The organism is Photobacterium sp. 1_MG-2023 (assembly GCF_030547945.1).
GTDB lineage: Bacteria > Pseudomonadota > Gammaproteobacteria > Enterobacterales > Vibrionaceae > Photobacterium.
Map to the genome: position 1 here is coordinate 14461 of NZ_JAUORR010000009.1, position 12400 is coordinate 26860.

Here is a 12400-nt window from a genome sequence, read left to right on the forward strand (position 1 = left end):
GGCCGCTCTTCCGTCGCCTTGGTGACAGAGGTGAAGTCCAAATCCGGACCAGACCAAGAGACAGATGTTGTTGAGGTGATGAAAGTGCAGGTGTTGGCGTGAAAACATATTTTGTGATGAAGAAAGGGATGATGTACAGCGCCCGAGAAAACGTGAGTCCGGATGATCTGAAAGCCCAGTATCAGGCGTGTCAGGATGCCGGATTGATGCTGGTTGCCGATTCAGTTGAAGCCGAATCGGAAGCGGATGCGATTCGGCATGTGAAGTCATTATCAAACTGGATGATTGTGCTGGCACTGACCGGGATGCTGAACGCGATGTTCATGTTGTTTGTTGGAGAATCGCCTCTCAACGTGGTCATTATGTTTGGTGCTGTTGCCGTCATGTTCGGGATGTCCGGGAAAGCGCGTGCGATAGAAAGTGAGGCACTGAAAGCCTTGCGTAAAAACCAGTAATTTCCAGAGTGAGCTGTTTGCTGAAGGAAGGATGATGCTAGCACTGTGTGCCGTAGGGCTTTTTATGTTCTATTTGATTTTTCAGGAAGACGACGTGATTTATGCCGATGTCATGCTGGCTTCCATTGTGATGGTCATTTATGCCGGTGTTCATCATGTATTTCATCCGGAGATCATCAAACAGATTCACCGGGCTGGCGTCCTACTTTACCTCGCACCGCTTGCTTCTTATGGGGCGATTTTATTTCCGGGCTTGCAGACAAAGTATTCAGAAACGACCACCATTATCCTGGGCTGGATTGGGTTGGTTTTATCGTCTTTTTGTCTGATGTTATTGATTCTGATGATGGTCTGAACGGATGTTTTGACGACGTCTATGAAATGAAATCGCCTGCTGAGTATTCTCTGTGATGCGCGCCACTATTCAAGCACTGATGCCGTTGTCGGGTGGGAATATCGTGCGATATTTTGCCTGAACTGATCATTGTCAAACCCTGGGGGAATTTTTGGAGATGTGCATGAACAGAATGCATTTACTGGCCGCAGTCGCAGCGGCTGTGATTTTATCTGGCTGTGCCGGCCGGGTGGCAGAAAAACCCATCGGACTGGCGAACCCGGCGGCAATGTACTGTGTAGACAAGGGTGGCAAGCTCGACATGGTGACCGAAGATGGTCAACGCGTGACTTACTGTGTGCTATCGGATGGCCGCAGAGTCGAAGAATGGCAATACTTCCGGGAAAATCACCCGCAACTGGATGAAACGGATACCCTGTAAACGGCCTGAGAAACCACAATATTTGTTGTGGTTTTTTTCATGGTCCCGCGGTAGTTCCCGCAATTGTGTCAGGGATTGTAAATCTGCTGCTGCTTCGGGATAGATCTTTATTTCTGAGTGTCTATGGTTGGATTCACTGGAAGCAAAATAAGGATAATGTCATGTCAGTATTTGATAATCAGCAGCACTACGGCAAGGTCAGCCGCTTTTTTCACTGGGGAATGGCGATTGTATTGTCGGCTCAATTTTTGACGGCTCTGACGCGTTTTTTCTTTGAGGACTCCTGGCTGGACAAGCTTTTATGGGGACTCCATAAGCCGATGGGTTTTTTGCTGCTGCTGTTTGTGGTGCTCCGGGGACTTTGGGCGTTGATGAATCGGTCCCGTCGCCCGGCATCCGTCAGCCGGGCAGCAGTGCTGGGCCACCGGGCTTTGTATGGACTGATGTTTGTGATTCCTGTACTGGCGTTAATTCGTCAATATGGTTCAGGCCGCGCGTTCTCTCCTTTCGGCATCCCGCTGATGGATGGCTTTGAAGGTGAAAAAATCGAGTGGATGGTCGGTCTGGGGAATCTGATTCACGGGGAACTGGCCTGGTTGCTGCTGGCTTTCACGCTGGGTCATATCGTGATGGCTTTGTGGCACCGAATCAGAAAAAGCCATGAAGATGTGCTGACCCGGATGTGGTAATAACAGCACATGAGTCGAAATGGTCTGCCTGAGCAGGCCATTTTTGTCTGAACGGATGGATCTCTGATTTCAGATTTTTGTTTTAAAAACGGTGTCTGTCCTGTTGATACAATTTGGGTGTATCGGTATCAATCTGCTCTGGTCCATGTTTACATGGTCAGCGAGGTCATGTTTTCAGTTTGCATGATTTCTTTTGTGAAACTGAATGCACCGCCTGTAAAATACGGGCTGTTTGAATGGATGGGAGAATGTAATGTCAGACTCGATCACCGAAAATACGCAGCAATTGGGTGCGGTTAACCAGAAAGTCGTGGCTGAAGGGGAGCGTTTACCTGCGGTCAAGCTGAAGGATGGGACCCAGGTTCAAACCGGAACGGTTGCAGCCATGCTGCACAATATTGAACGTTTTAATGCCGGACATCGGGATGAGGTTGAGGCAGAGCTGGAGATGGCAGTGCCGACCTTAGTGAAAATTGGTCTGTTTGATTTATTTTGCCCGGATGAGTGGATCAATGGCAATAATGCAGGACGTCGGTTTGTCGGTCGCAAAGCCAAGCAGTATTTAGACTCAGAAAAAGCAGAATGAGGGCGCCTCATGTTCAAGGCTTTGTTCGACTATAAAATCTGGGCGAATCGGGACATCTATTCGGCTGTGAGCAAGATTGACCCCGAGTGCCACCCGCAGGAACGACATATCATTGTGATTGCTTGAATGTTGTGAGTCAGAATTTCCACTTGCTAAACTTAAATAAAGCACACGGAAATTCTGTGGACACAATCATGCATGAATATCTACAACTTGATATCCAGTACGACATTTATTTTCTGTCGGATCCACACGGTCAGTATCAACTGATGCTGGATGTTCTGGAGAAAATCGGATTCAGGTATCCGCACAACGGACAGGTCAGGGATCGGCTGTTTATTCTGGGGGATCTGATTGACCGGGGACCCGACTCCATGGCAATACTGGCGTTCGTCCAGAATAATCCTGCGGTCTATGCCATTCAAGGGAATCATGAGCACATGGCATGCCGTGCATTCCGGAATCCGGATCATCAGGCTTTATGGTTGATGAACGGTGGCCGCTGGCATGAACACTGCGATCCTGAGGCATTACAGGCATCTTTACGGTTTGCGCAGGCACTGCCTGTTTGTTATACCCTGCAAATTAATGGTCATCAGATTGGTCTGATCCATGCGGCGGTCCCTTCACCGTTCGACTGGCAGTATTTTACGCATTGTTGCGACGAAGGGCTGCTGAGTGATGAAGCGTTGACGGATGCGATCTGGGATCGCGAAGCATTTCTGCATGATCCTGAGATGGCTATCGCGCATATTGATGCGGTCGTGATGGGCCATAATATTGTCACAGGCTTAAAACCGAAAGTGTGCGGTAATCGGATTTATATTGATGGTGCGATGTCGATGGGAGATCGGGGTATGATTTTGAAATACCGCCGGGGCGGGGAAGTGCTCGGGCTGTTTCAGGAATATGCGTTTCTCCGAGAAAAAGACAGCGATCAGTTGGTCTGGATTTAAAGTCAGCCTCCGGTGTCAGGATACTCCGAGATGACCCAGCGCCCATTGCCTGAGAAAATCTGCCCGATCTGTTTACGACCTTTTACCTGGCGAAGAAAATGGGTCGATTGCTGGCATCAGGTCATCTATTGCTCAGAACGTTGCCGCCGACAGAAAAAATCCCGCCGTGCTGCCACGGAATGACGCCGTTCCCCGATAAGGTTTTTCATGATGTTCCTTGTCGAGGAGATGCCGACAAGCTCACTCTGCCATCAGCTTGCAGTGAATCTCGTAGTCTTCGATGACTTGCCGGGCATAGGTCAGGCAAGCTTCAATGATTGCATCGGTCTGTTCCGGCAAGAGCTGAACCATGAATTGCTCAAAGCGGGTTGAACGTCTGTCCCCGCGAGCATGGGCCAGTGCGAGCGCTTCACCACAGGCTTGTGCATACTCGCAAAAATACTGTTCCGGACTGGTATCGTTCAGGATGATCGCTTCGGGTTTGACCGATAAGCGCGCATGATGGCGGGAGCGAACCAGCCAGTGCTGATTGTTCCAGACAACTTCATCCAGTAGCAAATCCGGGCGGCGCTGCATAAACCGCTGGCAGTCGGCGGTCAGGTGCGCCGGGTTCAGTGTGTTCACCGGGCTGAGATCCGGAAATGAGAAAATGGGTGCAGCCTGACGCTGTTGCTTCACTTCAACAATGTGGCACAAAGGTAAATCTTCAATACTTCTGCAATCACCGGGACCGACCAGGAAGTAATAGCGCATGGCTTCATGAGAGCCTGTGCCCGCATGAATGCGAACGACGATATCCAGCACCTCATCATCCAGATAAGGCCGGAAGGTCGTTTTCAGAATGGCATACTCTTCAGACGGCAGCCGCACATATTTACCGGGCTTATCCGCAAAGCGTAACTTGCCGTCTTCAACCAGCGTCGATTTTGCAAGCTGACTTTTACTGTAAAAGTCTTTTCCTCCGGCGGAGCGCTTGGCCGCTTTCCGGCTGTATTTATACAGCACATGATCATCATCAAAAGATTGCAGGACATTGAATCGTGTTTCTTCACGGTCAATCACTTGTGCCAGAGTTTTCAGGTAGACCTTCAGAAATTGCTGACTGGCTTCGCGTACGTCGTCGTCATTGATGGCATTCAGATCGTCATCAATATCTGTTTCATCGGTCAGATATTTTCCTTCCAGCAAACCGCGTGCGAAATCACCGGCAAGTGACAGGCTGGTCAGGAAACGGGCCAGATCCCAGACTGCGTAGCCAACACAGGCATCGTCAAAATCATTGGGAGCAAAAATCACCTGATCGCTTTGCGAGCCTTCTTCGGTCATGAAGCCAAAGTTAGACAGATGGCAGTCGCCCATGATGAATGTCTGTCCTGGTTTGGCGAACAGCAGATCGGGTAGCTTCAGCACACCGCCTGCCAAATCGGCGTAGAAGATCTGAGCAGACCCCCGGAAAAACTGGAAAGGGCTCCAGGTCATTTTGGTATGTTTGTTCAGCGGATGCTGGTTGGAAGGCACGGTGCCGTCGATGAGTCTGAGTTGATCGCAGAGAAAATCGGTTCTGGAGGTCATGCAGTTGCCTGAATCGTTGCCAAGTCTTTTCCAGTATTGTCGATGCAGGCGAGAAGAACAAAAAAGGCGGGAAAATAGTTGAAAGCCAGGCAAGTGGCCCGGCTTAAATGGGTTTATTTTGCGATGGCCTGCGCAGGCTGGGCTGCGGGTTGCTCCTGAGCCGGAGCGCCGCGGCGGATCATGACGGTCATCGACAGCAGCACCGTGACAACGCCATAGCTGACACTTTCCCAGGGCACCATGTCACCGGTAAAACGATTGACCAGCATCACCAGCACGGGGATCAGATAGGTATAAGCCGAGACCTGTTCCGGTGCCAGCGCCACGCTGCCTTGCTGAAACAGGAAGAAGCTGATTGCGGTTGCAAACACAGCCAGATAGCCAATGCCCAGCCAGATATCTCCCGGAATTTGTGTCCACTGGGTTTGGATCAACTGTGGGGCGGTGGCAAGGGTCAGCAGGCCTGTTGCACAAATCAAAGTCCAGCAGGTCAGATGAACAAAGGACTCACCTTTGTAGCACTTCTTCACAATGATTGGGTTCAGCGCCATACCCAGACAGCCCAGCAAATAGATTTTGTTAGAGGTTGTCATGGCGATGGAACCGGCCGCAGATATATCCCCCCGGAAAATGATCAGCGCAGCACCCAGCATGCCCCCGACAAGCGACAGTGTCACGGCAAGGGAAGTCCGGCGTTTAAATACAATCGCCGCCAGCACGGCGCTCATCAAAGGGACCGTGGTGTACAACGCACTGGCATCCAGCGGACTGGTTTCACGCAGCGCGATGAACATGGCCACAAAATAGCTCAGTGCAGGCAGGCTGATCAGCGTGTAGCGCCCTAAATCCTTTGCTGAGGGGATACGAAATTGTCCCTTCAGAATCAGCAGGCCGACAAAGAGTACACTGGCCAGCAAGTAGCGCACCCAGGTCACGATGAGTGGATCCATGGTCGCCGTGATATGGCTGCCAATCGGGAAAGACAGGCTAATCAGTACAGTGAAGAAAAATAACTTCAGGTGTGAAATTTGGTTCTGTGACAACATTTAACTTCTCAATGACTAAGAACGATGCCGAATGTGGAGCATTTAACCAAAACCTGACTGGTAAGACAAGAAAATTTGACCCAAAAGTTAGATCAAAAAATGGCAACTCAAGTTGCCAACTGTGAAGTGGGTCATGTCATTTGTTGTAAAATTACAACTTATCGAGAAGGCATTGCAGGTTTTTGAGTTAAGAATGCGATGAAGTGCCGGTGGGTTATTCAGCGATCCGTGGTCAACTTGGCGGTGAATTAGCCGATTCTAAATCTGATTTATCTTCTTCCGGCAAGTGGACGCATCTATAGCGTATCCAAGTATTTGCATACTTGATGAGATGTTTTTCCTAATGAGTGGTCATGATGGCGTTTAAAAAAATAATTTTGCTGTGCAGCATTCAGTTGGCTGCCTGTTCGGATGTTCCCAAAGAATCTGTGACCATTGATCTCGGCTATCAGCCGAATCAAGCATTCACGATCCAAGAAAATGTGACTTTCAAAATGGATTCGGATTATCAGGGACAAAGACCGCAGGAACTGGCGTTTTTACTGGAGATGATTCCTGATGATTTAGAGGTGAAATCGGAAAGGATTGTGAATCTGTCAACTGCGGCAGCAGAAGCGGATGGCTCGGTTCCGCTGGAGCTGGATATTCAGAAGTTCCGAAACTCTTCTACTGAAGAGCCTTCATCCATTGAGTCGCCGGAAGCCGTTGAACTCGAGGGGGTTCGCATACTGGCCAAGCAGTCTCCAACCGGTGAGGTTCATTTCGAAAAAACACTTGGTGATGCTCAAGCGGATGTGGCTGACGAAGATGTGCTCGAGTTGCTGCCACAGTTCGTGATGTATGCGGACCTGGATCAGAAAACTTTCGAGGTTGGGGAAACACTCTCGGTCAAAATGCCGATTGACGAGCTGGCTGACGGTCAGCGTATTGAAGATGTGAACGTCCTGTATACACTCAACGAAATTAAAGATCAGAAAGCCTATTTTGATCTGAAGGTGAAGCCGGGTACGACCATCAATATCCATTCGAACACCCATGCTGAAATTCTTGGTGGCGGGACGATGGTTTACGATATCACGCGTCATTACATTCCGGAGCAAGAGACACTGTTTGAAATGCGTTCCTCTACCCGGGTTGCGATCGGTACCCTGAAGATGAATGTTTCTTCTGGCATCTCGACAAAAGTTACCCTGCGTTGATTCAGTTGAATGCGCAGGTAATAGTGCCTGTGCATTCAAAACCGCTCACGAACCAATCCGGATCGGAAAGCCAACTCGGACAGAAAAAATATGAATTTGGATGAATATTGATCCAGATCCATGCCTTCTCCGATTTTCTGCGCAACAATCCCGGTTCACTTACTCATAAGGAGCCGGACACATGAAAGCCGCTGTTGTGAATGAATTCAAAGGGAAACTTGAAATTAAAGATATCCCTGTTCCTGCCGTGAAACCTCGCGATGTTCTGGTGAAAATCCACGCCTGTGGCGTATGCCATACCGACTTACATGCCTGCCATGGTGATTGGCCGGTCAAACCCAAGATGCCTTTGGTGCCTGGCCATGAAGGGGTGGGTGAAATCGTTCAGGTTGGCAGCGAAATCCATCACCTGAAGATTGGCGATCGTGTTGGCGTGCCCTGGCTGTATTCAGCCTGTGGCCATTGCGACTATTGTTTGTCAGGTCAGGAAACCCTGTGTCTGGATCAGCACAATGCGGGCTATTCTGTGAATGGAGGATATGCTGAATACTGTCTGGCCCATGGCGAGTATGTGGTCAAGGTCCCGGATGGACTGTCCTATGTTGATGCTGCGCCTTTATTCTGTGCCGGGGTGACAACCTACAAGGCGCTGAAAGTGACCGATGTGAAACCCGGGCAATGGGTTGCGATCATCGGTGTGGGTGGCTTGGGGCATCTGGCGGTTCAGTATGCCAAAGCCATGGGGATGAACGTGATTGCAGTCGATACGGGTGCTGAGAAAATGGCACTGGCAAAAGAACTGGGTGCAACACACTGCATCGACTTTATGAAAGAAAAACCTTCCGAGGCGATTCAGCGATTGGTGGGCGGGGTTCATGGGGTCGTCTGTACTGCCGTTTCGAAACCCGCGTTCGAGGAAGCCTATCGTTCAGTTCGCCGTGGCGGAAGCTGTGTGCTGGTGGGTTTACCACCGGATGAAATGCCAATCCCGATTTTCGATACGGTCCTGAACGGTATTAAAGTGATTGGCTCGATTGTCGGGACGCGTAAAGATCTGCAGGAATGTTTGCAGTTTGCAGCAGAAGGCAAAGTCCGGGCAATCACAGAAGTGAAGGCGCTGGAAGAGATTAACGAGATCTTCGATGACATGATGAAAGGTGAAATCACGGGCCGGATTGTCATGAATCTGGAGTCGTGATTGCGGATTACACCCTCGAATTTTATCCCGCCGGACTGTACCAGCCCGGCGGGATTTTTTGATCCTGTGCCTGATCAGATCGCTATCCATGCATCACGGTGCGCATCATGCGACCTAACTTCTCCTGTTCCTGCTTTGACTTCGCTTTTCGCCAACCGTCGAATTGACTTCTGTCATGCCTAATTTCTCCGACCAGAAAAATTTGTCATCGCCCAAAAATATGCATTCATTCACCTATCATTTTATTTCCTTTGTTAACTGACTCTTTTCAATCCATAAAATTAAAACTAGTCCTTTAGTTGATGATTCAAATCACTTTTGGTGTAAAAAATAAAAAGAAAGCCTGAAAGTGTCGCGAAATTGAGAAAGGACCATAAAAAGGCCAAAGGTTTAAGGAATGAGACAGTTTTAAGGTCATGAAAAATAGATGATTAATCCGGTCAGTGTGTGTTGATAGCCCTGTTTGTTATTTTTTTGACGTGAACTAAAGTTAGCAATACAAAAGTCGTAGCAAAATAAAATGAGGGTTAGCAGGGATGTCTATTAAACCATACAGCCGATTGGCACTCGTTTCTGACGAGAGTATACAAGCCTCAATATTAAAAGAGTATTTGATTCGACATGTGAAAATGACGGTCAATTCGATCTCGATTGATGAGATGAAAACGTTATCTTCAGGTGAGGTTGAAGAAACACTCTTTTTACTGGATTCTGCCAGTGCAACGAAAAAATCGAATGAGCATTATTTAAATGCAATTTCCGAAATGGAAATGATTCCTGCGGAAGTCTTAATTAATGTTCCCAATGATGTTCAGGTCGAAGCGCTGAAAATATGGCCAAATTTAGTGGGCGTTTTTTATACCAGTGATTCTCTTGAGATATTATCTGAAGGGTTAGAGAAAATACAAAATGGTGAGTTGTGGTTCAGTCGGAAATTATGCCAGGCATTGATTTCAGAGTACCGAAGTACCCAGACGAGCTTTCCAAAGATGTCGGTTGAATTAACCGCCAGAGAAAAGGAAATCATGCAGTTGCTGGTTTCTGGTGCTTCAAACTCGCAAATTGCTGAGTCGCTGTTTGTCAGTGAAAACACGGTCAAAACCCACCTTCATAATGTTTTTAAGAAAATTAAGGTGAAGAATCGCCTGCAGGCTTTTATGTGGGCGAAAAACCATACCTTGAACAGTTTAAGCTCATGAAAAAATTCAACCTGACGCTCTTGTGCATGCTGTGCATGTGCCCGTTATTTGTCTTTTCCCAGGCACAAAATTCCGGGAAAGAGCAACCCCTAGAAAATGGGAAAAAACTTGAGAATGGTCCGAAGCTTGAAAGTGATGAACCGCTTGAAACGAAAGGTCGACTCGAAAACCTGGACAGTCTGCGTGAAATCAGCGGTGCAGTGATCGACCGAACGATGACACGGCTGGGAGAAAGCTTTTATTCACTGTTTGCACAGAAGCTTGAAGATCAATTGGATGAATTAAAAGAGAACTTAGTGGTGAAAGAAAGGCCGACCGCTTTATCAGGCAGTATTATCAGCATTTATCACCGGCAGAATATAATTTACAGAACCGCACTTTCTCCGGGGCGACAAAATGCTGAGGAAAAAACGGATCAGGCCGTAAATGCTGTCAAAAACTATGTTCTCAGATGGCGAATAGAGCGGTATTTAAAAGATACCTTCGATGTTGATTATGACGAAATTTAAGGAGCAAACTCATGAAAAGGAAGTTTTGTATGCTGCTATTGTTTGGCTGCATGAGCTGGAATACACAGGCGACCGAACTCATTTATACACCCGTAAACCCGAATTTTGGCGGGAACCCTTTAAACGGTAACTTTTTGCTGGGTGTTGCAAATGCCATTAATGATCATAAAGATCCATCAGCGAGTGATCCGTTTGAGCAACAATCCGATTTAGAACGATTAACGGCAAACTTAGAGTCCAGATTAATTAGCCAGTTATTGGCAGATGTGGGGAATGGCAATACAGGGCAACTCACAACCGATGATTTCGTCCTGAATATTGTAGATGATAACGGTACTTTACTGATTCAAATTACGGATAAGACAACGGGAGAGTCATCAACCATTCAGGTCAATGGTTTGATGCCTGATTAACAGGGAGTTCGTCATGAAAAAGTTGATCCTTTTGTGCTCTGTGTTGTTCGTCAATGCATGTTCTAATTCAATGCGGATGCCTGATGCAGACAGAGAACCCACGTTAATGCCCCGTGGGGCAATTTTTGAGGATTTAGTGTCTTTGCCGATGCCTCAGGGCCAGATATTTGTTTCTGTTTATGATTTCAGAGATCAGACTGGGCAGTATAAGCCGCAGCCGAACAGTAACTTTTCCACGGCGGTTCCTCAGGGAGGGGCGGCGCTGCTGACCACTTCTTTGCTGAACTCCAAATGGTTTATTCCGCTGGAGCGGGAAGGGCTGCAAAATTTGCTCACAGAACGAAAGATTATCCGTGCTGCACAGCAAAAGCATGAAATACCGGTGAATCATGGTTCGCATCTTCCTTCACTGATGTCATCCAATATTGTCATCGAAGGGGGGATCGTGGCCTACGATACCAACATTCAGACGGGTGGTTCCGGCGCACGTTATCTGGGGATTGGTATTTCTTCACAATACCGGACCGATCAGGTGACGGTGAATCTCAGGGCCATTGATGTGCGGACCGGACGGGTGCTGGTGAGCGTCACAACCAGTAAGACGATTCTTTCACAAGAGTTTCAGACAGGGGTCTTCAAGTTTATAGATTACAAAGATCTGCTGGAAGCGGAGTTGGGTATCACAACCAATGAACCGGTCAATATTGCGGTGATGTCTGCGATAGACGCTGCGGTGATCCAACTGATTGTGGATGGGATCAATACAAATCTCTGGAAACTGGCGAATCGTGCAGAGATCAATAACCCTGTGATTCAGAAGTATATGTTTACAGAGCAGCCGATTATTTAAATTATCGCCATAAAATTAAGTCATTGATATCAAGGGCCTTCACATTGTGTTGGCCTTTTTTGTTGTCAGCCCTAAACCACCGCCGATGGCGGTGGTGATTGTTGATAGATTTTATTTATTTGAAAGTGATGAGGATATTGTTGTGGTAATAAATTTTGATTGTAAATCCTATTGGAGAACAGCTGGTTAAGCAGATAACACAATGGTTTATTCGCTATCTGACAGAGTGTTTATATTTTAAATAATTGATTTTATTGTAAATATTTCCATATGAAGACGTGTAACTTTCAATTATTATCATTGATAAATTCACTATTAAGTTTATGGTGAAATTTTATCCCAGTGCCATAATATTTTTACGACACCTGTTTTCTTCTGGACAAGAAAATGAAATATTTGAGAAGAATTAATTCTGGATTATTTGCTTTATCTTTTATTTGCGCGCAGGTATCGACTGCAGGTGAATTAGCAAATAATGAATTGAATGAGGTTTGGGGGTCAGATGACAATATTGCTTCTATTGAAGCATATGGTGCAACTGATAGTACGGCGATTATTGTTCAAAAATCTGGAGGAGGTCTTGGAGGGAATCAAAGTAAAATAAAAATAAGTGGTCATGATAATTTTGCATACTCTCATCAAGAGGGATATTACAACCGTTCATATATTGAACAGGATGGGAATGAAAATTACGCTGCGATTTATCAAAATGGAATTGGAAATGATGGCAGCATAGAACAATACGGAAATGGAAATACTGCAATTTTAAGCCAGAGTGGTATTGGCCATAGTGACAGTATTACTCAACATGGCGACGATAATTTAGCAGTTGTTGTCAATAAGCCTTATGTCCTTTTTTCTGGGTTCGATATTAACCAGAGCGGTCATGAATCTATCATGATTTTAAATGGCATGAGCAGAAATATTTCAGTTTATTAACACAATTAAGGAA

The 12400-nt window shown here is 47.0% G+C and carries 16 protein-coding genes; 14 read left to right on the top strand and 2 right to left on the bottom strand.

Annotated features, from left to right (window positions below; all coding sequences use genetic code 11):
- Window positions 1-98 precede the first annotated feature (98 nt).
- The 7 genes from Q4579_RS09835 to Q4579_RS09865 all read left to right on the top strand — a co-directional run bounded on the left by Q4579_RS09835 (window position 99) and on the right by Q4579_RS09865 (window position 3645).
- Window positions 99-455 carry a hypothetical protein gene (locus Q4579_RS09835; protein ID WP_303563616.1) on the top strand — a complete coding sequence of 119 codons (357 nt, stop codon included), beginning with the start codon at window positions 99-101 and terminating at the stop codon, window positions 453-455.
- A gap of 64 nt (window positions 456-519) precedes the next feature.
- Window positions 520-810, top strand: a complete 291-nt coding sequence (locus Q4579_RS09840; RefSeq protein WP_303563618.1) for a hypothetical protein — start codon at window positions 520-522, stop codon at window positions 808-810.
- Between the two features lie 163 nt (window positions 811-973).
- Window positions 974-1231, top strand: a complete 258-nt coding sequence (locus tag Q4579_RS09845; protein ID WP_303563620.1) for a DUF333 domain-containing protein — start codon at window positions 974-976, stop codon at window positions 1229-1231.
- A 161-nt stretch (window positions 1232-1392) separates the two neighbouring features.
- A complete protein-coding gene (locus Q4579_RS09850; protein WP_303563621.1) occupies window positions 1393-1920 on the top strand; it encodes a cytochrome b in 528 nt (175 codons plus the stop codon).
- A gap of 253 nt (window positions 1921-2173) precedes the next feature.
- Window positions 2174-2506: a hypothetical protein gene (locus Q4579_RS09855; RefSeq protein WP_303563623.1), complete on the top strand. Its 333-nt coding sequence runs from the start codon at window positions 2174-2176 to the stop codon at window positions 2504-2506.
- 194 nt (window positions 2507-2700) lie between these two features.
- The gene (locus Q4579_RS09860; protein ID WP_303563624.1) at window positions 2701-3462 is read left to right on the top strand and encodes a metallophosphoesterase; all 762 of its coding nucleotides are present in this window, start codon (window positions 2701-2703) and stop codon (window positions 3460-3462) included.
- 30 nt (window positions 3463-3492) lie between these two features.
- Window positions 3493-3645: a DUF2256 domain-containing protein gene (locus tag Q4579_RS09865; RefSeq protein WP_303563626.1), complete on the top strand. Its 153-nt coding sequence runs from the start codon at window positions 3493-3495 to the stop codon at window positions 3643-3645.
- A gap of 57 nt (window positions 3646-3702) precedes the next feature.
- On the opposite strand, the gene Q4579_RS09870 is transcribed toward Q4579_RS09865, so the two are convergent.
- Together Q4579_RS09870 and Q4579_RS09875 are read right to left on the bottom strand one after the other, a co-directional pair.
- Window positions 3703-5034, bottom strand: coding sequence for a DUF2252 family protein (locus tag Q4579_RS09870; RefSeq protein ID WP_303563628.1), 1332 nt, complete (start codon window positions 5032-5034; stop codon window positions 3703-3705).
- Between the two features lie 113 nt (window positions 5035-5147).
- A complete protein-coding gene (locus Q4579_RS09875) occupies window positions 5148-6080 on the bottom strand; it encodes a DMT family transporter (protein ID WP_303563629.1) in 933 nt (310 codons plus the stop codon).
- 353 nt (window positions 6081-6433) lie between these two features.
- Between Q4579_RS09875 and Q4579_RS09880 the strand changes: the two genes are divergently transcribed.
- The 7 genes from Q4579_RS09880 (at window position 6434) to Q4579_RS09910 (ending at window position 12387) form a co-directional block, all read left to right on the top strand.
- On the top strand, window positions 6434-7279 hold the full coding sequence (locus Q4579_RS09880) for a hypothetical protein (RefSeq protein WP_303563630.1): 846 nt from the start codon (window positions 6434-6436) through the stop codon (window positions 7277-7279).
- Between the two features lie 181 nt (window positions 7280-7460).
- Window positions 7461-8477, top strand: a complete 1017-nt coding sequence (adhP, locus tag Q4579_RS09885; RefSeq protein WP_303563631.1) for an alcohol dehydrogenase AdhP — start codon at window positions 7461-7463, stop codon at window positions 8475-8477.
- A gap of 536 nt (window positions 8478-9013) precedes the next feature.
- Entirely contained in the window at window positions 9014-9676 is a 663-nt protein-coding gene (locus tag Q4579_RS09890; protein WP_303563633.1) for a LuxR C-terminal-related transcriptional regulator, read from the top strand.
- Window positions 9673-10185, top strand: coding sequence for a curli production assembly/transport protein CsgE (locus Q4579_RS09895; protein WP_303563634.1), 513 nt, complete (start codon window positions 9673-9675; stop codon window positions 10183-10185). Before Q4579_RS09890 ends, Q4579_RS09895 begins: the two co-directional genes overlap by 4 nt.
- 11 nt (window positions 10186-10196) lie before the next feature.
- A complete protein-coding gene (locus Q4579_RS09900) occupies window positions 10197-10598 on the top strand; it encodes a curli assembly protein CsgF (protein ID WP_303563636.1) in 402 nt (133 codons plus the stop codon).
- A 13-nt stretch (window positions 10599-10611) separates the two neighbouring features.
- On the top strand, window positions 10612-11448 hold the full coding sequence (locus tag Q4579_RS09905) for a CsgG/HfaB family protein (RefSeq protein WP_303563638.1): 837 nt from the start codon (window positions 10612-10614) through the stop codon (window positions 11446-11448).
- Between the two features lie 387 nt (window positions 11449-11835).
- Window positions 11836-12387 (top strand): curlin subunit CsgB, encoded by a 552-nt coding sequence (locus Q4579_RS09910; protein WP_303563639.1) that lies wholly within the window; start codon window positions 11836-11838, stop codon window positions 12385-12387.
- Window positions 12388-12400 lie beyond the last annotated feature (13 nt).